This is a genomic window from Leifsonia sp. C5G2 (genome assembly GCF_013359685.1).
GTDB lineage: Bacteria > Actinomycetota > Actinomycetes > Actinomycetales > Microbacteriaceae > Leifsonia.
Genome location: NZ_JABFMV010000010.1, coordinates 74,390 through 97,480, shown reverse-complemented (window position 1 = coordinate 97,480; position 23,091 = coordinate 74,390). Strand labels below are relative to the sequence as shown.

The following is a 23,091-nucleotide window of genomic DNA, read 5'->3' as shown; positions in this document are numbered from 1 at the left end:
CGGACGCCGCCGCCGCGGCCGATCAGGCGGCCGGGACCTTGCCCTCCGCGGCGACCGGGTGCAGCCGTCGGTTGCGCCGGGCCAGCAGGGAGACGAGGACGCCGGAGACGACGATGGCCACCGCCGATCCGAGCAGCACGGCCAGCGTCCCCTCGGCCCGCACCTCCTCCGAGCCCGCGAACGCCAGCTCGTTCATCAGCAGCGACACCGTGAACCCGATCCCGCCGAGCGCGGCGATCGTGATGAGCCCCGGCACCGAGATGCGCCCGCGTTCCGGACCGCGCTTGGTGAACGACCCCAGCCAGCCGCCCAGGGTGATGCCGACGAGCTTCCCGACCGGGAGCGCGACGAGGATCGCCCAGAACGCGGGCGACAACTCCGACGGAGCCACCTGCGGGATGGGCACGAGCGCGGCGGAGAACGCGAACAGCGGCAGGATCAGCCCGTTCGACCACGGCTCGAGCACGTGCGTGACGCGGCGGGCGGGCCGACGGGCCATGACGAGGCCGAGCGCGACACCCGCGATCGTGGCGTGCACGCCGGAGTCGTAGACGAGCCACCAGGTGAGCACGGCGAGCAGCACCATCACCACGCCGAGCGGCCAGCGCAGGCGCCCGCGCAGCATCCGGCTGAGCACGCCGAACAGGGTGACCGTGACGGCGGCGAGCAGCAGCTCCAGGAGGTTCGGGTCCTGCGTGAAGAACACGGCGATGATCACGATGGCGATCAGGTCATCGAGCACCGCCAGCGCGAGCAGGAATACGCGGAGCCGGTTCGGCAGTCCGCGTCCGAACACCGCGAGCACGCCGAGCGCGAAGGCGATGTCGGTCGCGGTCGGGATGGGCCAGCCCTGCTCGAGCCCGCTCCCCGCGCTGATCGCGAGGTAGAGTCCGGCGGGCACGATGACCCCGGCGACCGCTGCGATGGCCGGATGGATGGCCTTCTGGACGCTGTTCAGCTCGCCCGCGACAAGCTCGTGCTTCAGCTCCACCGCGACGATGAAGAAGAAGATCGCGAGCAGGCCGTCGCTGATCCAGTGCCCGACGCTCAGGTCGATGACGCCGCCGCCGAGGTGCGCGTGCTGGAGGTCGAGCAGCGCGGGCCCGAGAGCCGTGTTGGCGAGGAGGAGGCCGAGCGCGGCGGCGCCCAGCAGAAGGCCGGCGGCGGTGCGCTCGGAACGGATGATGCTCATGCGGTCACCTATCGTGCGGGGTCGGGAGAACGACGCCGACCAGACTTCCCGGCACACCGCGTCCAACTCTACCGGGTGGCAGGATGGTTGCAGGGTAGAGCGAGGAGGTCGGCATGGGAGAGACGGTCGGTCAGGCGGTGGTCCCGGAGGCCGCGACGAAGCTCGACGAGCTGGTCGCCGTGATGGCCCTGCTGCGGGCGCCGGGCGGGTGCCCGTGGGACGCCGATCAGACGCACGAGTCGCTCGTGCAGTACCTGATCGAGGAGACCTACGAGCTGATCGACGCCATCGAGACCGGCGACCGCGACGAGCTCCTGGAGGAGCTCGGCGACGTGCTCTACCAGGTGCTGTTCCACGCCGACATCGCCGCGCACACTCCGGGCGAGGACTTCGACATCCAGGATGTCGCGGCGCACATGACCGCGAAGATGGTGGGCCGGCATCCGCATGTCTTCGGCGACCGCGCCGCCGCCGACGCCCGCCGTGCCGAGACGGCGGACGACGTGGTCGGCTTCTGGGACGAGTTGAAGAAGCAGGAGAAGCCGGGCCGTACGAGCGTGCTGGACGGCATCCCGCAGGGCATGCCCTCACTCGCCCTCGCGGACAAGCTGCTCGGGCGGGCGGAGAAGGTCGGACTGCTCGACCTGCAGGAGCAGGGCGGGGTGCAGGTGGGCAGCGAGGACGAGCTCGGGCCGCTGCTGCTCGCGATCGTGGCCTCCGCCAAGGCCCAGGGGCTGGATGCGGAGCGGGCGCTGCGGTCGACCCTTCGCGACCTGCAGGACGAGATCCGGGACCAGGAGGCGGGGGAGCGCGACCGGGCGGAGTGACGCCGCTGGTCCAGCGGGAGAGATTAGGTTAGGCTTGCCTAAGACGGAGCGCGCGGCTCGATCCGCGCTCCGGAACCCTGACCCCACCTTCCCGAGGAGAACCATGCTCCCTGCCCGACGCCCCGCCCGACGCCGGTCGCGCATCGCCCTGATCGCCTCCGCGGTCGTCGCCACCGCCGCCCTCGCCCTCAGCGGCTGCTCCGCCGGCGCAGCAGGCTCCGGCGGCACCGCGAGCGACGGCTCCGGTGCCTTCCCCGTGACGGTCACGAGCGCACTCGGCTCGACGACGATCGACGAGAAGCCGAAGCGCATCGCGACGTGGGGCTGGGGCGCGCAGGATATCGTGCTGGCGCTCGGCATCGTCCCGGTCGCCATGCCGAAGTTCACCTACGGCGGCGACTCGAAGGGGCTGCTGCCCTGGGACAAGGACCGCATCCAGGAGCTCAAGGGCACGACGCCGGAGCTCCTGGACGCCAGCGGCGACGTGCCGTTCGAGCAGTTCGTCGCGGCGAAGCCCGACGTCATCCTCGCGCCCTACTCGGGCCTGACGAAGGACGAGTTCGCGAAGCTCAGCAAGATCGCCCCGGTCGTCGCCTACCCCGAGAAGCCGTGGTCGACCAGCTGGCGCGACCAGACCGCCATCGTCGGCAAGGCGCTCGGGATGACGAAGGAGGCCGACGCGCTCGTCACCAAGACCGAGGACGAGATCACCTCGCTCGCGGGCAAGTACCCGGTCCTCAAGGACAAGACGTTCTTCTACGCCGCGGCCAACGAGCCGGGCAAGCTGAACGTCTACCGCGCCGACGACCCGCGCGTGCAGCTGCTGAACGACCTGGGGCTGAAGAACTCCCCGAGCATCGACGGCCTCGACGGGTCGAAGGGCGACGGCAGCTTCTTCTACCAGTTGAGCTACGAGAACCTGTCCAAGATCGACACCGACCTGCTGGTCATGTACTTCGAGAACCAGGCGGCGGTGGACGCGTTCACCTCCGACCCGCTCGTCGCGGCGATGCCGACGATCAAGGAGGGCCGGTTCGCCCCGCTCGTCGGCCAGTCCTTCGTCGCCGCCACCAGCGCGCCGAGCGTGCTGAGCATCCCGTGGATGCTCGACCGCTTCGTGCCGCAGCTGGCCGAGGCCGCCGACAAGGTCCAGTAGCGCGAGGATGCCCGCGAGCACCGTCACACCGCACGCCGGACGGGCGGGGAGCGTCACAGCGCCCCCGCTCGCCCGGCGACGCCGGCGTCTGTTCCTCGGGTTCCTGGGCGCGGCCGCCGTCCTCGTCGCCGTCTCCGTCCTGAGCCTGATGGTCGGGGCGCGCACCATCGCCCCGGCCGACGTGCTGCACGCCCTGCTGCACTACTCGCGGTCGGATGCGGACGCCCTGGTCGTCGTCGACAGCCGGCTCCCGCGCACCCTGCTCGGGATCGCGGTCGGCCTCGGGCTCGGGCTGGCGGGCACGGTCATGCAGGGGCTGTCGCGCAATCCGCTGGCCGACCCCGGCATCCTCGGCGTCAACTTCGGCGCGTCGCTCGCGGTCGTCGTCGCGATCGCGTTCCTCGGCGTGACGGCGCCGACGGGCTACCTCTGGTTCGCGTTCGCGGGCGCGGCCCTCGCGTCGGCGCTGGTCTACGCGGTCTCGTCGCTCGGCCGGGAGGGCGCGACCCCGGTCAAGCTGGCGATCGCGGGAGCCGCGGTGTCGGCCGCGCTCGGCTCGCTCATCACCGCCGTGCAGCTCACCAGCCAGGTGTCGCTCGATGCGATGCGGTTCTGGCAGGTCGGCTCCCTCGCCGGGCGCGGGTTCGGCATCCTCGTGCAGGTGCTGCCGACGCTGGCCCTCGGGGCCGTCCTCGCACTCGCGCTCGGCCGCCTGCTCAACGGCCTCGCTCTCGGGGACGACGTCGCGCGCGGCCTCGGCCAGCGCGTCGGGCTGACCCGGGTGCTCTGCGGCGTCGCCATCGTGCTGCTGTGCGGATCGGCGACCGCGGCCGTCGGCCCGATCGCCTTCCTGGGCCTGATCGTGCCGCACATCGGCCGCCGCGTCGTCGGCGCCGACTACCGCTGGATCCTGGCGTACTCGGCCATCGTCGCGCCCGCGCTGCTGCTGGCGTGCGACATCGTCGGCCGTGTCGTCGCGCCGCCCGGGGAGCTGCAGGTCGGCGTCGTGCTGGCATTCGTCGGCGCACCCGTGTTCATCGCCCTCGTGCGACGGCGGAGGACGGTGGGCCTGTGACCGCGAGCTCCCCGCAGCAGACGGCGGTCGCCGCCGTGCTGCGCGACCGCCGCCACGGCCGTCGCCGCGCCCTCCGCGTGTCGCTCGTGCTCTCCGTGCTCCTGATCGCGGTCGGCGCCGTCTCTCTGACGCTCGGCGCGGCCGGGGTCGCCCCGGCGGACGTGCTCGCCGCGCTCGTCGGGCGAGCCGACCGGCTGACGTCGTTCGTCATCCTGGAGCTGCGGCTCCCGCGTCTCGTGGCCGGCGCGCTGGTGGGGGCGTGCCTCGGGATGTCGGGGGCGCTCATCCAGTCGATGGCCCGCAACCCGCTGGCGAGCCCCGACATCATCGGCATCACGGCGGCGGCGAGCGCGACCGGCTCGATCGCGCTGGTGTGGTTCGGCCTGACCGGGCTCGCGCTCTCCGGGGTCGTGCTGACCGGCACCCTGGCGGCGGCCGCGCTGATCTACCTCCTCGCCTGGCGCCGGGGGGTGAGCGGCTACCGGTTCGTGCTGATCGGGATCGGGATCGCCGCGTTCTGCGGCGGCATCGTCTCGTACGTGCTGACGCGCGCCGACATCACCGACGTCCAGCAGGCGCTGGTCTGGCTGACCGGGAGCCTGAACAGCGTCGACCCCGCGGCCCTCGCGGTGCTCGCCGTCGGCACCGTCGTGCTGCTGCCGAGCGCGCTCGCGGTCGGACGGCCGCTCGGGACGCTGTCCCTCGGCGACGACCTCGCCGCAGGTCTCGGCGTGCGGCCGGAGCGGACGCGGCTGCTCGTCGTCGCGGTCGCCGTGGCGCTCGCCGCCATCGCGGTGGCGCTCGCCGGTCCCGTCTCGTTCGTCGCGTTCCTGGCGGCCCCGATCGCCCGCGGGCTGCTCGGCCGGGGATCGCTCGCGCTGGTGCCCTCGGCCCTGCTCGGCGCGCTCATCCTCGTCGTCTCAGACATCGCGGCGCAGTTCGCGATCCCGGGCGTCTCGCTGCCCGTCGGCGTCGTCACCGGCATCGTCGGCGCGCCCTACCTGCTCTGGCTGCTCGCCAGGACCAACCGCATCGGTCGTGGAGGCTGACATGACACCCGAACCAGCGCCCGCGGAGCTCACCGCCCGCGGCCTCTCGCTCGCCTATGAGGGCAGGACGGTGGTCGACGGTCTCGACCTCGAGATCCCGGCCGGAGCGGTCACGGCCATCGTCGGGCCGAACGCCTGCGGCAAGTCGACCCTGTTGCGGGGGCTCTCCCGGCTGATGGCACCGGCCGCCGGGTCCGTGCTGCTCGACGGGGCCGACATCCACTCGCTGCCCACCAAGCAGGTGGCGCAACGGCTCGGCCTGCTGCCGCAGACGCCGACGGCGCCCGACGGCATCACCGTCGCCGACCTGGTCTCGCGCGGCCGCTACCCGCACCAGGGCTGGTTCCGGCGCTGGACGGCGGACGACGACGAGGCGGTCGCCGAGGCGATGACCGCGACCGGGATCGGCGACCTGGCCGAGCGGCCGGTCGACGAGCTCTCCGGGGGTCAGCGGCAGCGGGTGTGGATCGCGATGGCGCTCGCCCAGCGCACCGAGATCCTGCTGCTCGACGAGCCGACGACCTTCCTCGACCTCAGCCACCAGCTCGACGTGCTCGACCTCCTGCTCGATCTGAACGCGGCTCGCGGCACGACCGTGGTGATGGTGCTGCACGACCTGAACCTGGCGGCCCGGTACGCGGGCCACCTGGTCGCGATGCGCGCCGGAGCGGTGGCCGCGGCGGGGGAGCCCTCCGCGGTCGTGACGGCGGAGCTGGTGCGCGAGGTCTTCGGGGTGGAGTCGGTGGTCGCGGCGGATCCGGTGACGGGCACGCCGCTGGTGGTGCCGATGGGGAGGCATCACACCGCGTAGGTGGCCGGCAGCGCGTCCGCGTGGGTTCAGTTCGCCATTCGGGTGAGACGGCGCCTCGCGGCGACGCTCTCCTGGTTCCCGGCGGACGCGTTGTCGGCCCGTGTCTGGCAGCGAGCAAGCGCCGTGGTCGGACGGATGCGACTCATGCCAGGTCCTCCTGCGGGACACCACCGGGCCGCGCTGGCCGGCGCGGCTATGAGGGTGGCAACCCGGCCAGGATACGCGCAGGGGCCGGCCGGGCACCATACCCCGGGGACGTGCCCACAGACCGGGCATCGAACGACTTCTCCACAGCTTCCGAGGGCGCGAGGCGGCGGCGACGCGCCTCATGGAAGAATCGACGCATGGCCTCACCGATCACCCCGCCCCGTGGCATGCGCGACTTCCTTCCCGCCGAGAAGGCCCGTCGCGAGCATGCCCTCGGGGTGATCCGACGCAGCTTCGCGGCGCACGGTTTCGACGAGATCGAGACGCCCGTGGTGGAAGACGTGGAGCGCCTGCACTCCGGACTCGGCGGCGACAACGAGAAGCTGTCGTTCAGCATCCTGAAGCGCGGTCTCGACGCCGACGACCTTTCCGGCGCGATGGAGTCCGGCGACCTGCTGACCCTCTCCGACCTCGGGCTGCGGTTCGACCTCACCGTGCCGCTCGCGCGTTTCTACGCCTCGCACCGGGGTGAGCTGCCTCCGGTGTTCCGCAGCATCCAGATCGCGCCGGTGTGGCGGGCGGAGCGGCCGCAGAAGGGGCGGTACCGCCAGTTCGTGCAGTGCGACATCGACATCATCGGCGAGCCGTCGCAGCTCGCCGAGGTGGAGCTCATCACGGCGACAGCGGCAGCCCTGGAGGCGCTCGGGCTGACCGACTGCACGATCCGCATCAACGACCGCCGCATCCTCAACGGGCTGCTCGAGTACTGCGGCTTCGCCGAGGCGCGCTGGCCGCAGGTGCTCATCTCGATCGACAAGCTCGACAAGATCGGCACGGAGGGCGTCGTGGCCGAACTGGCAGAGGGCGGCGCCGACGCGGCGGCCGTGCTGGGCGGCATCCTCGCCGAGCTCGAGCCGCACCTGGCCCAGGGCGGCGTCGAGCTCACAGTCGAGGCGATCACGGGCATCCTGCCGGAGGGCATGGACACCGACGCGGTCGCCGACCTGGAGGCGCTCGCCCACGCGCTCGACACCCTCCCGCCCGGCGTCAGCCTGCGGTTCGACCCGACCCTCGTGCGCGGAATGGGCTACTACACCGGCACCATCTTCGAGATCTCGCACCCCGGCTCCGGCAGCTCGGTCGGCGGGGGCGGCCGCTACGACGGCATGATCGGACGCTTCCTCGGCACCGACGTGCCCGCGGCCGGCTTCTCGATCGGCTTCGAGCGCGTGGTCGACCTCATCGAGCTGCCGGACGATGCGGGGGAGGAGTCGGTGGTGCTGGTGTACGACCCGTCCGTCCCCCTCGACCGCCTCGTGGCCATCAAGTCGGAGCTGATCGCCTCGGGTTCGCGCGTGCGGCTCGACCGCCGCGCCAAGAACCTGAAGGCGGTGCTCGACCGCGCGGCCGCCGCCGGGTTCCGCTCGTTCGCGTTCGTCAACGCCGACACGGCCGACGCCTCCGCCCTCGAGCTGAAGCCGCTGGCATGAGCTCGGAGGGCGGGGCGGCCGACAGCCCGCTCGCCATGCGACGCATCGACTGGGCCGACGGACGCTGGACCACGTCTCCGGCCGCCGTGGCGACCGACGGTGACGCCCTCCTCGTGACCGCGGTCGAGTCGAGCGACGCCTGGCGCACGACCGCGTACGGCTTCGTCCACGACACGGAGCACGCCCTCGTCGCCCCGTTCCCGGTCGACGCCGCGATGGAGGTCACGTTCACCGGCGACTTCGTGTCGGAGTTCGACCAGGCGGGCGCCTTCGTCCGCGTCTCCGACGAGGAGTGGATCAAGGCAGGCGTCGAGTTCGCCGACGGCGCCCTCCAGCTCGGCGCCGTGGTCACCCACCGCTTCTCCGACTGGTCGGTCGCCCCCGTTCCGGAATGGGCGGGCGCCAGCATCACCGTCCGTCTGAGCCGGGCGGGCGATGCGGTCACGGTCCGCGCCCGCTCCGGTGACGACCCCTTCCGCCTCGTCCGCGTCGCCCATCTCGACCCCGAGGCGCGGGCGGAGGCCGGCCCCTTCGTCTGCGCCCCGACCCGCGCCGGGCTCACGGTCCGCTTCGCCTCGTGGACCATCGGCCGCGCCGACGCGGCGCTCCATTGACCGCACCGCTGACCGCGCCATTCGCCGCAAGCATCCGGCCACGGCGGTCCGGCCGAGCGGGTCCTCACTAGACTGGCCTCGGAATCCCACGAAAACCACGCAAGGAGACAGTTGTGGCTGCAATCGAAGCTGTAGGCGCTCGCGAGATCTTGGACTCGCGCGGTAACCCGACCGTCGAGGTCGAGGTCCTGCTGGAGGACGGCACGGTCAGCCGTGCCGCGGTCCCGTCCGGCGCCTCCACCGGCGCATTCGAGGCCTACGAGCTGCGCGACGGCGACAAGGAGCGCTACCTCGGCAAGGGCGTGCTGAAGGCCGTCGACGCCGTGCTCGACGAGCTCGGCCCGGCCATCGAGGGCTTCGAGGCCTCCGACCAGCGCCTCGTCGACGAGGCCCTGATCGAGCTCGACGGCACCGACAACAAGAAGCGCGTCGGCGCGAACGCCATCCTCGGCGTGAGCCTCGCCGTGGCCAAGGCGGCGGCCGACTCGGCCGACCTGCCGCTGTTCCGCTACGTCGGCGGCCCCAACGCGCACATCCTGCCCGTCCCGATGATGAACATCATCAACGGCGGCGCGCACGCCGACACCGGCGTCGACATCCAGGAGTTCATGGTCCTGCCGCTCGGCGCCGAGACCTACTCCGAGGGCCTCCGCTGGGGAGTCGAGACCTACCACTCGCTCAAGGCGCTGCTGAAGTCCAAGGGCCTCAACACCGGCCTCGGCGACGAGGGCGGCTTCGCTCCCGAGCTCGAGAACAACCGCGCGGCCCTCGACCTCATCTCCGAGGCCATCGAGAAGGCCGGCTTCACCGTCGGGCGCGACATCGCGCTCGGCCTCGACGTCGCCTCCACCGAGTTCTTCGAGAACGGCGTCTACCGCTTCGAGGGCCAGGAGCGCACCGCCGCCGAGATGAGCGCCTACTACCTGGAGCTCGCCGCGAACTACCCGCTGGTCTCCATCGAGGACCCGCTGGCCGAGGACGACTGGGAGGGCTGGGCGCACCTGACCGCCGAGCTCGGCAGCACGCTGCAGCTCGTCGGCGACGACCTGTTCGTCACCAACCCGAAGCGCCTCGCCGACGGCATCGCCAAGCACGCCGCGAACAGCATCCTGGTCAAGGTCAACCAGATCGGCACCCTGACCGAGACGCTCGACGCCGTGTCGCTCGCGCAGCGCAGCGGCATGACGGCCGTGCTCTCGCACCGCTCGGGCGAGACCGAGGACACCACCATCGCGGACCTCGCCGTCGCCACCAACGCCGGCCAGATCAAGACCGGCGCCCCGGCACGCTCGGAGCGCGTCGCCAAGTACAACCAGCTGCTCCGCATCGAGGAGGAGCTGGGCGACGCCGCGGTCTACGCCGGCCGCAGCGCCTTCCCGCGCTTCACCGCGTAACCCCCGCCGCCGAGTGGTGACGAGATGTCACCACTCGGCCGGGATAACCGCGAAGAGTCACCGTTCGGCGGATGGCCGGGCCGGTAGGGTGCAGGGATGCGGACGGAGTCGGAGGTCGTGCCGCTGGTGCTGTTCGTGGTGCTGGCGGCGCTGTTCGGCCTGCTCGGGCTGTTCCTGCTGCTCCGCCCGGGCAGCGCCGCCGCGTTCTTCGCCGACGCGGAGGCGCGACGGCGCTTCCGGCCACGTGACGCCCGCGCGCTCGGGGCCGTGTTCGCCATCGGCGGGGCGGCCCTCGCCGCGCTCGGCGTCGTGCGGCTGGTGGCGCTCCTGACCGCCGGCTGAGCGCATCCCGACACCCCGCCGTGCCTCCGGCCCGCACACCGTCATCGCCTACGATGAGAGGGGGCCGACCGGCCCAGGAACCACCGACCGGGGAGGGCCATGCCGAAGCCGCGCACGCGCCGCGTCCCGGTGCGCATGCCCCGCCCGAGCGGCTCGGGCCGCTGGCTCCGGCAGCTGCACTTCTCGGCGTTCTCGCTCGTGATGATGGGCGTGCTGGTGCTCGCCGTCGTCATCCTCGCCCCGACGATCCAGGCGTTCCTCGTGCAGCGGCAGCAGATATCCGACCAGCAGCACGCCGTCGACCGGCTGGCCGCTCAGGTCGACACCCTCAAGGATCAGCGCGCGCGTTGGAACGACCCGAGCTACCTCCGCGCCCAGGCCCGCGACCGGCTCTACTACGTGATGCCCGGCGAAGTCAGCTACCTGGTGATCGACGACCGCCCGCCGGCCGCGGTCAAGGACGAGGGCCCGGTCACCTCCAAGCTGCAGAAGACCCAGACCGATTGGGTGGGCTCGCTGTTCGGCTCCTTCATGGGCGCCGGGCTGACCGAGGCGACGCCCCAGCAGCTGAGCGGCACGCCCGCGCCCACCCCGACCACGACCTCCACCCCGAAGAAGTAGCCCGCATGACCAGACCCCCGTTCGACCCCGTGACCGACGAGGACATCGCGGTCGTCTCCGAGCAGCTCGGACGCCCCGCGCGCGACGTCGTCGGCATCGCCGCGCGCTGCGTGTGCGGCCGGCCGACCGTCGTCTCCACCGCCCCGCGGCTGAGCGATGGGACGCCGTTCCCGACGTTCTACTACCTGACGCATCCCGCCGCCACCGCCGCCATGTCCGCCCTCGAGGCGACCCAGGTGATGGCGGAGTACAACGAGCTGCTCGGCGAGGACGACGAGGTCGCCGCACAGTACCGCGCGGCGCACGAGCAGTACCTCGCCGACCGCGAGTCGATCGCCGTCGTCGACGAGCTCCACGGCATCTCCGCCGGCGGCATGCCGTCGCGCGTGAAGTGCCTGCACGCCCTCGCCGCCCACGCTCTCGCCGCCGGACCCGGCGTCAATCCGATCGGCGACCTGGCCCTCGCCCGCGGCGACTGGTCGCCCGCGGTGTGCGAGTGCCGCATCGACGTCGCCGGGTAGGAGCGCGACAGTGGGGGAGCGGATGCGGCGGCTGGTCGCGGCGGCGGGTGCCGTCGTGCTCGGGCTCGGCGTCGCGCTCGTCCCGGCCACGGCGGCGCGCGCCGACCAGGTGCGCGACATGGAGTACTGGCTGAAGGACTACGGCTTCACGCGGGCCTGGGACACCACACGCGGCGCCGGCGTCAAGGTCGCCGTCATCGACACGGGCGTCGACGGCTCCGTGCCCGACCTGGCGGGGGCCGTGGTCGGCGGCACGGACGTCAGCGGTGTCGGTGCGGCGTCCGGCCAGAAGCCGCTCGGCGACGCGGAGAGCGCCAACCACGGCACCTGGGTGGCGTCGCTGCTCGCCGGCCGCGGCACGAGCGCCGGAAACGGGGTGCTGGGCGCGGCGCCGGAGGCGAGCGTCCTGGCGGTGTCCGCGGCGCTGGGCAAGGCGATGGGCCCGGTCTCCAGCGACGACCAGATCGCGGAGGCGGTGCGCTGGGCGGTGGACAACGGCGCCTCCGTGATCAACATGTCGCTCACCCGGAACACGCTCGACTGGCCGCCCAGCTGGGACGAAGCGTTCCAGTACGCGTTCGCCCACGACGTCGTGGTCGTCGCGGCGGCCGGCAACCGCGGCAGCGGCACGAGCGAGGTCGGCGCACCGGCCACCATCCCGGGCGTGCTCACGGTGGCCGGCGTCGACCGGCAGGGCACCGCCAGCTTCGACGCCTCCGCGCAGGGCATCACCATCGGCGTCTCGGCTCCGAGCGAGCAGCTGGTGGGAGCGAACCCCGGCGGCGGGTACGTCCAGTGGGCGGGCACCAGCGGGGCTGCCCCGCTGGTGTCGGGAGCCGTCGCCCTGGTGCGCGCCGCGCATCCCGAACTCAAGGCTCCGGATGTGATCGAGCGCATCGTCCGCACGGCACGCCCCGCGGGCGGCGCCGTCCCGAGCCCGATCTACGGGTTCGGACTGCTCGACGCCGCCGCCGCAGTCACCGCCGACGTGCCGCACGTGACCGCGAATCCGATGGGCGACCTGGGGGAGTGGATCCGCGTCCACCGCCGCGCGGAGGCTCCGACTGCCGCGCCGGGCGGCGGAAACGCGCAGGCGGAACCGGTCCCGGCGAAACTCGCCCCCGAGCGCGCGCTACCATGGAACCGGTTCTTTTGGCCGCAATGGAGCGTCCTTACCGCTTTCTGGCTTCCGTTCGTCCTGATCGCCGGCTTCCTCGCCCTCGCCGCCCTCGGCGGCGTCGGCGCGTGGTCGCATTTCAGGCGAACGCGGAGCAAGGAGTAATGTAAGCCCAAACTTATCGGTTAGAGGAGACGCATCACTGTGCCCAAAATCCTGATCGTCGGCGGCGGATACGCCGGCTTCTACACCGCGTGGAAGCTCGAGAAGCAGCTCCGTCCGGGCGAGGCCGAGGTCACCATGGTCGACCCCCTGCCGTACATGACGTACCAGCCGTTCCTCCCGGAGGTCGCGGCCGGCTCCATCGAGCCGCGTCACGCGGTGGTCGCGCACCGTCGTCACCTCAAGACCACCAACATCATCACCGGGAAGGTCACGTATGTGGACCACGCCCGCAAGGTGGCCACCATCCAGCCGCCGGTCGGCGAGGCGTACGAGTTCGAGTACGACATCGTCGTGGTCACCGCCGGCGCCGTGTCGCGCACGTTCCCGATCCCGGGCGTCGCCGATCAGGCCGTCGGCCTCAAGAACATCGAGGAGGCCGTGTACATCCGCGACACCCTCCTCACCAACTTCGACAAGGCCGCGGGCCTCCCCCCGGGGCCGGAGCGCGACCGCCTGCTGACCGTCGTGGTCGTCGGCGGCGGCTTCGCCGGCATCGAGATCTTCGCGGAGCTCCGCTCGTTCGCGAGTGCTCTGCTGAAGCGCTACCCGGAGATCGCCTTCGAGGACACCCACTTCCACCTGATCGAGGCCATGGGCCGGATCATGCCGGAGGTGTCGCTCCCGACCAGCCACTGGGTGATCAAGAACCTGGCGGAGCGCGGCGCGCAGATCCACCTCGACACCCAGCTGCAGAGCGCCGTCGACGGCGTCATCCAGCTCTCCACCGGTGAGACGTTCGAGACCGACCTGATCGTCTGGACCGCCGGCGTCATGGCGAACCCGACCGTGGTGCGTCACACCGACCTCCCGATCGAGGAGCGCGGCCGCCTCCGCGTGCGCGCCGACCTCCGGGTCGGCACCGAGGACGAGATCATCGAGGGCGCCTGGGGCGCCGGCGACGTCTCCGCAGTCCCGGACCTCACGGGTGCGGGCGTCGGCGGCTACTGCGTCCCCAACGCACAGCACGCCGTGCGCCAGGGCAAGCTGATGGCGAAGAACATCGTCGCCTCGCTGCGCGGCGAGCTGCCGCGCCAGTACTACCACAAGAGCCTCGGCGCGGTCGCGGGCCTCGGCGTCGGCATCGGCGTGCTGCAGTCCGGCAAGCTCGCCGTGAAGGGCTTCCTCGGCTGGGTCGCGCACCGCGGCTACCACGGTCTGGCCATGCCGACCTGGGAGCGCAAGTGGCGCGTGCTGTGGGGCTGGTGGAACAACGTGTGGCTCGGTCGCGACATCGTGTCGCTCGCGGCGCTCCAGCACCCGCGTGCCGGGTTCGAGGAGTTCGCCGCCCGTCCGAAGCCGGCCGTCGAGGCCGCTCCGGAGGAGCCCGCGAAGAAGCCGACCACTCGCAAGAAGGCCGACCCGGCGAAGCAGCCGGCGGAGGTCACCGCGAAGTAACGTCCGCATGCGAGGGCCCGGTCCTGTTGGGACCGGGCTTTCGTGCGTCCTGGGCCGGTGTAGAGCAGCGCTCGAACGTTCGAATCTCCGTCCGGTCTGCCTCCTGCCGGAGATTCGATCGACACACGGCTGAGACTCCGACGGAAGCTATGCGGGACGGCTCCGGACGGTGTCCCGCGGGTGTTCGGGACGGCGTACTACGATGACCGGACCCGACAGGAAGGACCATCGTGACGGACGAACCGGTCGAGCAGACCTACTCCATCGACCTCCCGCCGGAGGTGGCGCCGGGCAGGTACGCGGACTTCGCGAGCATCTGGCACACGCCGAACATCTTCGTGATCGACTTCGTCGCCATGTCGCAGCCGCCGAGCGTGAACGTCGGCGATGCAGGCCAGCCGCAGATGCTCCTCAACGGTCAGGTGGTGAGCAGGATCCGCATCCCGCCGCAGCAGGTGTTCGAACTGGCGAAGGCGCTCACCCAGCAGCTGGAGCAGTGGGAGCAGGAGACCGGCCAGCGCCCGCCCTCGGCCCCCTTCTTCGACGGCCCGGCCGGCCCGACCGGCTGACGCCGCCAACCGCCCGCGAAGCGGCGACCGCGGTCCTACGGAACGACTGTGCCCGTTCGAGCGGCCGCAGACGTTCCGTAGGACCGCAGTCGCCGCGCGGCGCGGACCGGGTGCCGCCCTGCGGGTAGGCTCGACGCATGTTCTCAGGTCTCGCCGGATGGCACGTCCTCATCCTGATGGTCTGGCTGGTGCCGCTGGTGCTCTGGATCGTCGCTCTCGTGCAGATAGCGCAGAGCAAGTCCGAGGCCGGCCCCACGATCGGCTGGATCGCCGTCGTGACGCTCGTGCCCTTGGTCGGCCCGATCCTGTGGTTCGCCCTCGGCCGCCGAAGAATCAGGGGCGCGGGAACGGACCGCCTCCACGGCGACGCCTGACCGACGACCTTCGAAGTACCCCCAGTGGGACTCGAACCCACACTCGGGCGAGTTTAAGTCGCCTGCCTCTACCGATTGGGCTATGGGGGCGAGTCGCGCGGCGCCTCAGCGGTTGCGGTACGGCGCCTTGATCAGCTGGACGATGGCGGCCGTGGCGATGCCGCCACCGACGATGACCACGAGCCAGATGAATCCGATGAGCAGACCTTCCATGCGCACAACACTACAGCCTCCCCTTGCCCCGGAGCGCTGAGGGGCGGAGGGTGGGGCGATGATCAGGATCGGATCGATCGTCTGGGGTGTGCGCGACATCCCGCGTGCACTGGAGTTCTGGACCGAGGCACTCGGCTACCGCCCGCAGCGGGAGCCGGATGTGGACTGGACCCTGCTCGAGCCCGCGAGCGGCCACGGGCCGCAGCTCGCCCTCAAACTGGTGGGCAGCGAGGCCAACCCGAGCCCCCGTCACCACCTCGACCTGTACGCCTCCGACCGGGAGGCCGAGGTGGCGCGTCTCGTCGGGCTCGGCGCGGCGCCGGTCGACTGGGAGTACGAGGAGGGCGCCGATTACGTGGTCCTCGCCGACCCGGACGGCAACCGCTTCTGCGTCGTGGACGCGGGGGAGGAGGCGGCCCCGGCCTGACCGGCGGCGTGTCTGCGAGGACGTACATCTCATCCCAAGTCGTTCCCCAACCTGACCCCCGACACTGGTCGCGGCACCCTTTCTGGTGAGGTGTCCCCCGATCCGGCCGGTGCCCGGGATCCCCCGACGCGGGTGCCGGCCGGATCTTCACGTAGGCTCGGCGGGTGACCTCCCGGTGCCCGTGCCTCAGCGGCGAGACGTATGACGCCTGCTGCGGGCCGCTGCACCGCGGCGAGCCGGCCCCCACCGCGGAGCGCCTGATGCGCTCGCGCTTCTCGGCGTTCGCCCTCGGCGACGCAGGCTACCTGCTGCGCAGCTGGCACCCGTCCACCCGGCCGTCCGCGCTGGAGCTCGACCCCGGCCTGACCTGGTACCGGCTCGACATCGAGCACGCCGAGCGCGGCGGACCCTTCGACCGGGACGGCGTCGTCGCGTTCACGGCGTACTACAAGGGGTCGGAGCGGGGCAGCGTGCACGAGGTGTCCCGGTTCGTGCGCGAGGGACGCGACTGGTTCTATCTCGACGCCCTGACGGCGCCCTGACCGCGTCCGCGCTCTAGCGCAGACTGCGGTCGATCGCGGGGGCGACGTAGCGCTCCCACAGCCAGAACGCCACGCTCGCGGCGGCGAAGCCGGCGGCGACACCGACGATGACGACGACGCCGACCCCGCGCTCGACGAGAGATGCCACGGGCAGCAGCAGCGCGAACAGCACGGTGTAGACGACGAGGCTCAGCCCGCCCCAGAGCCACCGCGACCACTGGGCGACGGCGCGCCCGGCCAGACCCCCCACCGGCAGCAGCAGGACCGCGGCGGAGCCGATGCCGACCAGGGTCAGCGCGTTGACGAGCTCCACCAGGAGGGCGCTGAACCATCCGGTCGGGGCGGGCAGGACGCCGACGGCGAGCCAGGCGAGCACGCCGAGCGCCGCAACCGCCGAGATCTGCACGGCGGCGACCCGGCCGCGGCGGACGCGCCCGGCGTGCGGGCCGACCGTCACCGCGAGAACCATGGCGAACAGCAGCGCAGGGGTGAGGCCCAGCAGGCGTGAGCCGACCGCCGCCACGGCGACGACCGCGAGCAGGCCCGGCCGGACGGTCAGGTGCGGGCTCGGGAGCCGCAGGTGCGTGGCGAGCGCGCGGCCGGCGAGCACCCACACGGTGTTGACGGCGGCGACGGCGATCGCGACCGCGAGCAGCACGCGCAGGTACGCACCGGCGTCGGGCAGCGGAGTGGAGAAGGTGACCAGCACCGCGGTGGCGGCCAGGGTGACGGGCGCCAGCCACCGCGGCTGACCGGCGGGAGTGCGACCGCCGGAGCCGGACGCCGCCCCGGCCGCGGTCGGGACGGGACCGGTACGGGCGCCTCCGCGATCGCGGCCGAACAGCGCCGAGGCATCGGCGACGTCCGCCCGCGGCCGGTTGCGGCCGAACAGGGAGGAGCGCGGTCGCGCCTCCCGCTGTGCGCGGCCGCGCGCCAGCGCCGCCGTCAGGAGCCGGGCCGGAAGGACCAGCAGGAGCAGCGCGGCGACGGCGAGGCCGGCGGCGCGCATCCATCCGGGGAGGGAGGCCGCGGTGACGACCGGTGCGGAGGTCGTGGTGAACGGCGTCGCGACCCAGCCGCGGGTGTCGGGGTGCAGTGGACCGCTGGGCGGTGCCGCACCGGGTGCGGCGGGGGCCGGGACGGTGGGCGTGGGCGTCGGGCTCGGCGTCTGGGTCGGACTCGGCGTCGCGGCCGCGATCCCGTCGACCGGGACGGTGTTGCTGCCGGCGCTGACGTTCCCCGCGGCGTCGCGCTGCAGCGCGGAGAGCCGGAATGCGCCTTCCGGGAGCGTGCCCTGGCACGCCCACGCGCCGTCGGTGACGTCGGCCGTGCAGACGACGGTGGTGCCCTGGTCGTTCGTCGCGTACAGGGTGACGTGCGCGCCGTTCTCTCCGCCGCCGCCGAAGGCCGCCGGCCGGCCGGCGGTGACCCGGGTCGCGGGCTTCGGCGTCGTGATGCTGGGCGCGCCCGGAGCGGTGCGGTCGACATCGATCGCGACACGCGCGCTCGTCCCGGAGCGCTGGGAGGAGAACGGGGCCACCTGGGTGGCGGTGACCGTGTGGCGGCCGTCCGGGAGGTCGCCGGTGAGCACGCAGCCCCAGCTCCCGTTCCCGTCGGCGGGGAAGGTGCAGCTGGCTCCGGTGTCCGCGGTCACGGTGACCGTGGCGTTCGGGAAGGCGGTTCCGCGCACGCCTCCGCCCGTCGCCACGACGCCGTCTCCCGCGATGACGGGCGGATGCAGCACTTTCACGCGGCCGCTGTCGGCGCTGCCGGTGGAGGCGGATTCGGCGCGCACGGCCACTCCCTCGCCGTCGGGCAGGGACGCGAGCGCGCACGTCCAGCGCTCGGAGCCGTCCACCGTCGCCTGGCAGGTCTCCGGCGCGCCGGGCGACGACCCGGCCGAGGCCGTGATCCTGTCGCCGGGCGTGCCGGAGCCCGAGACGGTGAGGGGGAAGGAGGTGACCAGCCCGGCCGGGAGGGTGTCCAGCGTGACGGGGGTGGGCGTCGGAGTGGCGGTCGGCGTGTCCGACGGGGTCGAGGTGTCGTTCGGTGCGGCGGAGGAGGGTGCTGCGGATACTGCGGGTGCTTCGGCGATCCGGCCGGCGTGCTGGCCGGGCGGCGCGGTCGCGGAGGCGGGCGGGGCGTCCCCGATGAGGCCGACGGCGCTGAGCAGCAGGGAGGCGACGGCGACGGCGATCGCGAACGACACCAGTCCGATCGACCCCCGTGGCCGGACTGGTGGTGACACGTCGCTCAGATATCCCCGCATTCCACCCCATTCCAGGGGTCAGGGCTACCGCGTGTCAAACGAATCGCCGGTATTTACGGCATACTGTGATCTGGGTCAACTGTCCCACTTTCGCCGCGCGACGAGGCGCGGCCGGAGAACCAGGAGTCCGGATGACACGCATCCCGGTCGCAGACCGCCGCACCGCGCTGGTGCAGGCGGCCCTCCGCGTGGTCGCCCGGGACGGGGTCGCCGCCGCCACCACACGCCGCATCGTCTCCGAGGCCGGGATGCCGCTGGCGAGCTTCCACTACGTCTTCGACTCGCGGGACGAGCTGATGGCCGAGCTGATCGAGGCCGCCGTGGAGGGGGAGCAGAGGGATCTGGCGCCCGCCCTCGCCGGCGACGTGGGCGACATCGGGATGCGGGACGCCATCCGCGCCGGCCTCCAGCACTACTTCGACGGGGTGCGGGCCGACCCCGGGCGCGAGAAGGCGATGATGGAGCTCACCCAGTGGGCGCTGCGCGACCCCGGCTTCGAGCCGCTCGCCCGCCGCCAGTACGCGCGCTATCACGAGGTGGCCGCGCAGGCCGCTCGCGACGCGGCCCGGCTCACCGGCAGCGAGTGGCTGCGTCCGGTCGACGAGGTGGCGCGCATCCTGGTCTCGTTCACCGACGGGCTCACCCTCGGCTGGCTCGTCACCCGCGACGACGCGGCCGCGGCCGCCAGCATGGACGTCGCAGCCGACGCGCTGGCCGCCCTCGCCGCGCCAGAACCGCCCACCCCCACCGTCCGCTCCTCCGCCCACACCCCCGAGGCAGGTGCCCGATGACGTCCACGTCCACGCCGGCGGTCTTCGCCGAACCCGTCCGCCGGGTCCCCGGGCGGTGGATCGCCGCCTTCGCCGTCGCCTGGCTGGGGGTGTGGATGGCGCAGCTCGCCCCCATCCAGAAGCTCCTGCCCGACCAGGTGCAGGCCGAGCTGCACACCACGTACTGGGTCGACAACGTGATCGCGTTCGGCGTCATCTCGGGCATCTCCGGAGTCTGCGCGATCGTCGCCTACCCGCTGACCGGCGCCCTCTCCGACCGCACGACCAGCCGCTTCGGCCGGCGCCGTCCGTGGATCGCCGCCGGCACGGTCGTCTTCGCCGTCTCGCTCGTGCTCCTCGGGCTGCAGACCAGCGTGGTCGGGATGGGCGTGTTCTGGTCGCTCGCGCTCACCGGCTTCTGCATCCTCACCGCCGCCCTCACCGCGACGATCAGCGACCAGGTGCCGGTCGACCAGCGCGGCTACGTCAGCGGCTGGATCAGCGCCCCGCAGGCGATCGGGATCATCCTCGGCGTCGCGCTCGTCACGTACGTCTTCGTCGGCGCGCTGCTCGGCTACACCGCGATAGCCGTGCTGCTCGTGGTGCTCGTGCTGCCGTTCCTGTTCCTGCCCGACGCCGTGCTGCCGCGCGAGCTGCGGGAGCGGATGACGTGGCGCGGCGTCGTCGAGGGGCTCTGGATCAGCCCCCGCCGCCACCCCGACTTCGGCTGGACGCTGCTCAGCCGCGTGCTCGTCAACTTCGGGAACGCGTTCGGCACGTCGCTGCTGCTGTACTTCCTGGAGTTCGGGCTGCGCGACCCGAACGCCGACGACGACCTGCTCATCCTCATCCTCGTCTACATGGTGTTCGTCATCTTGGCGTCCCTGGTGCTCGGGAGGCTGTCCGACCGGCTCGGCCGCCGCAAGGCGTTCGTCTTCGCCTCCTCCGCGGTACAGGGCGTCGCCGCGCTGCTGCTGGCGTTCGTGCCGCAGCTGTCCGTCGCGGTCGTCGCGGCGGCGCTGCTCGGCCTCGGCTACGGCTGCTTCCTCTCGGTGGACCAGGCGCTCGCCACCCAGGTGCTGCCCGACCCGGAGAACCGCGGGAAGGACCTCGGCATCATGAACATCGCCCTGGCGGTGCCGCAGGCGGTCGCTCCGCTGTTCGGCGCGATGATCGTCGCCGCGCTCGGCGGGTTCGCCGGCCTGTTCGTCCTCTCCGCCCTGTTCGCGTTCGCGGGTGCTCTCGCGGTCGCCCGAGTGAAAGCGGTGCGCTAGTGACCGATCTCGACCTGTCCACGCCTCCCGCCGCCGCTGAGCGCACCTGGCGGACGCCCGACGTGTTCTGGCCGTCGCTGTCCGCCGCGACGGCGCGGCTCGACCCGCCGCTCGGCGTGCTGCACCTGCCGGCGCTGCGGCACAACGCGGCCGACATGCTGCGGCGGGCGGCCGGGCCGTCCGGGGCACCGGGGAAGCCGATCCGGGTGGCGTCGAAGTCGGTGCGCGTCCGGTCGGTGCTGGATGCGGTGCTCGCGCTGCCGGGGTATGCCGGGGTGCTGGCCTACACGCTTCCCGAGGCGCTGTGGCTCGCCGAGGGGGACGCCGAGCACCCGCCGATCGAGGACGTGGTGGTCGGCTACCCGACGGCCGACCGCTCCGCCATCGCACGGCTCGCGCGCTCGCCGGAGCTCGCCGCCCGCGTGACCCTGATGGTGGACTCGCTCGCGCACCTCGACCTGATCGACGCGGTCGTGCCGCCGGGGGAGCGGGAGACGGTCCGGGTGTGTCTGGAGCTCGACTCGTCGTGGCTCGCGCCCGTGCTCGGCCACGTCGGGGTGTACCGGTCGCCCATCCACTCGGTCGCCGCAGCGCGCGAGCTCGCCCAGGCGATCGCGAAGCGTCCCGGTTTCGCCCTGGTGGGCATGATGGGCTACGAGGCTCAGATCGCCGGGCAGGGCGACAACCCGCCCGGGAAGCCCGCATGGGGCGCGACACTGCGCTGGATGCAGAAGAACTCCCGCGACGAGCTGCTCTCCCGGCGCGGCGAGGCGGTCGCGGCGGTCCGTCGCGTGGCCGACCTGGAGTTCGTCAACGGCGGCGGCACCGGCTCGCTCGAGTTCACGGCGTCCGACCCGTCGGTGACCGAGATCGCCGCGGGCAGCGGGCTCTTCGGCGGGCACCTGTTCGACACCTACCGGGCGTTCCATCCCGCGCCGGCGGCCTCCTTCGCCCTCTCGGTGGTGCGGCGGCCCAACCCCGAGACCGCGACGCTGCTCGGCGGCGGCTGGATCGCGTCCGGTCCTCCCGGGCCCGACCGCATGCCGTCCCTCGAATGGCCGACCGGCCTCTCGATGGTCGCGCGCGAGATGGCGGGCGAGGTGCAGACGCCGGTCACCGGGGCCGCGGCGAGCGTCCTGCGGATCGGGGACCGGGTCTGGCTGCGGCACACCAAGTCGGGGGAGCTGAGCGAGCACCTCGACGGCTTCCACCTGGTGGACGCGGTGGACGGCCGTGCCCGCGTCGTCGGTGAGGTCGCCACCTACCGCGGCGACGGGAGGGTGTTCCTGTGACGGCGGCCGGGGGACTGTGGCGCAACTGGGGCCGCACCGAGGCCGTGCGGCCGCAGCGCGTCGAGCGTCCCGCGTCCGCGGAGGCGGTGCAGCGCGCGGTGCAGGCGGCCGCGTCGAAGGGGATGCGGATCAAGGCGGTCGGCGCCGGGCACAGCTTCACCGGCATCGCGGTCGCCCCCGGCATCCAGCTCGACCTCGAGGACGTGTCCGGCCTCCTCGACGTCGACCTGGAGCGCGGACGCGTCACCCTCGCCGCCGGCACGCACCTCCACCAGCTTCCGCGACTGCTCCGCCCGCACGGGCTGGCGCTGGAGAACATGGGCGACATCGACCGGCAGACGATCGCGGGAGCGACCTCCACCGGCACGCACGGCACCGGCGGCTCGTTCGGCGGCCTCGCCACGCAGATCGTCGGCCTCACCCTGGTCACAGGGACCGGCGAGCAGCTGCACATCGACGAGACCGAGAACGCCGAGCTGCTGCCCGCGGCCCGGCTCGGCCTCGGGGCGCTCGGCGTGATCGTGGACGTCACGCTCCAGTGTGTGCCGGCCTACCTGCTGCAGGCGGTCGAACGGCCGGAGCCGCTCCAGGACGCGCTCGACGGGTACCTGGAGCGCTCGGCCCGCGAGGACCACTTCGAGTTCTACTGGTTCCCGCACACGGAGACCGCGCTGACGAAGACCAATACCCGCCTGCCGCTGACCGCCGGGCGCAAGCCGCTGTCGCGGACCGGGCGCTGGGTCGACGACGAACTGCTCGCCAACGGCGTCTACCGCGGAGTCTGTGCTCTCGGCACGGTCGCGCCCGCCGTCATCCCGCCGTTCAGCCGGCTCGCGCAGCGGATGACCGGCAACCGGGACTTCACCGACGTCTCCCCGGCGGTGTTCGTCACCAATCGGACGGTGCGCTTCACGGAGCAGGAGTATGCCCTGCCGCGCGAGGCGGTGCCGGCGGCGCTCGCCGAGGTGAAAGCGCTGATCGAGCGGCGCGGCTGGCGCATCTCGTTCCCGATCGAGGTGCGGAGCGCGGCGGCCGACGACATCTGGCTGTCGACGGCGTACGGCCGGGAGAGCGGCTACATCGCGGTGCACCGGTACTACCGGGAGGACCAGCGCGAGTACTTCTCGGCCGTCGAGGAGATCATGGTCGCGCACGAGGGGCGCCCGCACTGGGGCAAGCTGCACACCCGGGACGCGGAGCACCTGCGCGCCCTGTACCCCCGCTTCGACGAGTTCCTGGCCGTCCGCGACCGCCTGGACCCCGAGCGCCGCTTCGAGAACGCCTATCTCCGCCGCGTCCTCGGCCCCTGACTCCCGGGTGTCCTCCGCTGAGGTGCTCGTCGTTGCGCCGCCGTACGGCGTGTCGGCCGCAACGACGAGCACCTC

The 23,091-nt window shown here is 72.6% G+C and carries 23 protein-coding genes and 1 tRNA gene; 21 read left to right on the top strand and 3 right to left on the bottom strand.

The features are described 5' to 3' along the window. Positions 1–22: 22 nt before the first annotated feature. Positions 23–1,192, bottom strand: a complete 1,170-nt coding sequence (nhaA, locus tag HNO83_RS13870) for a Na+/H+ antiporter NhaA (RefSeq protein WP_175338097.1) — start codon at positions 1,190–1,192, stop codon at positions 23–25. Between the two features lie 113 nt (positions 1,193–1,305). Here nhaA and HNO83_RS13865 point away from each other — a divergent pair, with 113 nt between their 5' ends. The 15 genes from HNO83_RS13865 (at position 1,306) to HNO83_RS13795 (ending at position 14,919) form a co-directional block, all read left to right on the top strand. Then, positions 1,306–2,019, top strand: coding sequence for a nucleoside triphosphate pyrophosphohydrolase (locus HNO83_RS13865; protein WP_175338096.1), 714 nt, complete (start codon positions 1,306–1,308; stop codon positions 2,017–2,019). Positions 2,020–2,122: 103 nt separating this feature from the next. Next, positions 2,123–3,175, top strand: coding sequence for an iron-siderophore ABC transporter substrate-binding protein (locus HNO83_RS13860; RefSeq protein ID WP_175338095.1), 1,053 nt, complete (start codon positions 2,123–2,125; stop codon positions 3,173–3,175). Between the two features lie 7 nt (positions 3,176–3,182). Next, a complete protein-coding gene (locus HNO83_RS13855) occupies positions 3,183–4,250 on the top strand; it encodes a FecCD family ABC transporter permease (RefSeq protein ID WP_175338094.1) in 1,068 nt (355 codons plus the stop codon). Further along, complete coding sequence (locus HNO83_RS13850; protein WP_349627212.1) at positions 4,247–5,299, top strand: FecCD family ABC transporter permease; 1,053 nt, start codon at positions 4,247–4,249, stop codon at positions 5,297–5,299. The genes HNO83_RS13855 and HNO83_RS13850 overlap by 4 nt, the downstream gene beginning before the upstream one ends. Before the next feature lies 1 nt (position 5,300). Further along, positions 5,301–6,110: an ABC transporter ATP-binding protein gene (locus HNO83_RS13845; protein WP_175338093.1), complete on the top strand. Its 810-nt coding sequence runs from the start codon at positions 5,301–5,303 to the stop codon at positions 6,108–6,110. A gap of 344 nt (positions 6,111–6,454) precedes the next feature. Next, positions 6,455–7,747: a histidine--tRNA ligase gene (hisS, locus tag HNO83_RS13840; RefSeq protein ID WP_175338092.1), complete on the top strand. Its 1,293-nt coding sequence runs from the start codon at positions 6,455–6,457 to the stop codon at positions 7,745–7,747. Beyond that, positions 7,744–8,361, top strand: coding sequence for a DUF1349 domain-containing protein (locus HNO83_RS13835; RefSeq protein WP_249776732.1), 618 nt, complete (start codon positions 7,744–7,746; stop codon positions 8,359–8,361). Before hisS ends, HNO83_RS13835 begins: the two co-directional genes overlap by 4 nt. A gap of 113 nt (positions 8,362–8,474) precedes the next feature. Next, positions 8,475–9,755 (top strand): phosphopyruvate hydratase, encoded by a 1,281-nt coding sequence (gene eno / locus HNO83_RS13830; protein ID WP_175338091.1) that lies wholly within the window; start codon positions 8,475–8,477, stop codon positions 9,753–9,755. A gap of 96 nt (positions 9,756–9,851) precedes the next feature. Then, a complete protein-coding gene (locus tag HNO83_RS13825) occupies positions 9,852–10,097 on the top strand; it encodes a hypothetical protein (RefSeq protein WP_175338090.1) in 246 nt (81 codons plus the stop codon). A 99-nt stretch (positions 10,098–10,196) separates the two neighbouring features. Beyond that, positions 10,197–10,718 carry an FtsB family cell division protein gene (locus HNO83_RS13820; RefSeq protein ID WP_175338089.1) on the top strand — a complete coding sequence of 174 codons (522 nt, stop codon included), beginning with the start codon at positions 10,197–10,199 and terminating at the stop codon, positions 10,716–10,718. Between the two features lie 5 nt (positions 10,719–10,723). After that, positions 10,724–11,239 carry a DUF501 domain-containing protein gene (locus HNO83_RS13815; RefSeq protein ID WP_175338088.1) on the top strand — a complete coding sequence of 172 codons (516 nt, stop codon included), beginning with the start codon at positions 10,724–10,726 and terminating at the stop codon, positions 11,237–11,239. 22 nt (positions 11,240–11,261) lie between these two features. Continuing rightward, a complete protein-coding gene (locus HNO83_RS13810; protein ID WP_175338168.1) occupies positions 11,262–12,521 on the top strand; it encodes a S8 family peptidase in 1,260 nt (419 codons plus the stop codon). Positions 12,522–12,560: 39 nt separating this feature from the next. Next, entirely contained in the window at positions 12,561–13,976 is a 1,416-nt protein-coding gene (locus HNO83_RS13805) for an NAD(P)/FAD-dependent oxidoreductase (RefSeq protein WP_175338087.1), read from the top strand. 230 nt (positions 13,977–14,206) lie between these two features. Continuing rightward, positions 14,207–14,545: a DUF3467 domain-containing protein gene (locus tag HNO83_RS13800; protein ID WP_175338086.1), complete on the top strand. Its 339-nt coding sequence runs from the start codon at positions 14,207–14,209 to the stop codon at positions 14,543–14,545. Between the two features lie 137 nt (positions 14,546–14,682). Then, positions 14,683–14,919: a PLD nuclease N-terminal domain-containing protein gene (locus HNO83_RS13795; RefSeq protein WP_175338085.1), complete on the top strand. Its 237-nt coding sequence runs from the start codon at positions 14,683–14,685 to the stop codon at positions 14,917–14,919. 16 nt (positions 14,920–14,935) lie between these two features. Here HNO83_RS13795 and HNO83_RS13790 read toward each other — a convergent pair. After that, positions 14,936–15,009 (bottom strand) — tRNA-Leu (locus HNO83_RS13790). A gap of 181 nt (positions 15,010–15,190) precedes the next feature. Between HNO83_RS13790 and HNO83_RS13785 the strand changes: the two genes are divergently transcribed. Both HNO83_RS13785 and HNO83_RS13780 read left to right on the top strand, forming a co-directional pair. Beyond that, on the top strand, positions 15,191–15,559 hold the full coding sequence (locus tag HNO83_RS13785; RefSeq protein WP_175338084.1) for a VOC family protein: 369 nt from the start codon (positions 15,191–15,193) through the stop codon (positions 15,557–15,559). A 164-nt stretch (positions 15,560–15,723) separates the two neighbouring features. Then, positions 15,724–16,101, top strand: a complete 378-nt coding sequence (locus tag HNO83_RS13780) for a YchJ family protein (RefSeq protein WP_175338083.1) — start codon at positions 15,724–15,726, stop codon at positions 16,099–16,101. A gap of 13 nt (positions 16,102–16,114) precedes the next feature. Here HNO83_RS13780 and HNO83_RS13775 read toward each other — a convergent pair whose 3' ends face one another. After that, on the bottom strand, positions 16,115–18,310 hold the full coding sequence (locus HNO83_RS13775) for an Ig-like domain-containing protein (protein WP_175338082.1): 2,196 nt from the start codon (positions 18,308–18,310) through the stop codon (positions 16,115–16,117). 191 nt (positions 18,311–18,501) lie between these two features. On the opposite strand from HNO83_RS13775, the gene HNO83_RS13770 reads away from it, so the two are divergent. From HNO83_RS13770 to HNO83_RS13755, 4 genes are read left to right on the top strand one after another with little or no spacing between them, the layout of a single operon-like run. Next, entirely contained in the window at positions 18,502–19,161 is a 660-nt protein-coding gene (locus HNO83_RS13770; RefSeq protein ID WP_175338081.1) for a TetR/AcrR family transcriptional regulator, read from the top strand. Further along, on the top strand, positions 19,158–20,414 hold the full coding sequence (locus HNO83_RS13765; RefSeq protein WP_175338080.1) for an MFS transporter: 1,257 nt from the start codon (positions 19,158–19,160) through the stop codon (positions 20,412–20,414). The genes HNO83_RS13770 and HNO83_RS13765 overlap by 4 nt, the downstream gene beginning before the upstream one ends. Then, complete coding sequence (locus HNO83_RS13760; RefSeq protein WP_175338079.1) at positions 20,414–21,706, top strand: amino acid deaminase/aldolase; 1,293 nt, start codon at positions 20,414–20,416, stop codon at positions 21,704–21,706. The genes HNO83_RS13765 and HNO83_RS13760 overlap by 1 nt, the downstream gene beginning before the upstream one ends. Then, complete coding sequence (locus HNO83_RS13755; protein ID WP_175338078.1) at positions 21,703–23,016, top strand: D-arabinono-1,4-lactone oxidase; 1,314 nt, start codon at positions 21,703–21,705, stop codon at positions 23,014–23,016. Before HNO83_RS13760 ends, HNO83_RS13755 begins: the two co-directional genes overlap by 4 nt. Positions 23,017–23,091: the final 75 nt, after the last annotated feature.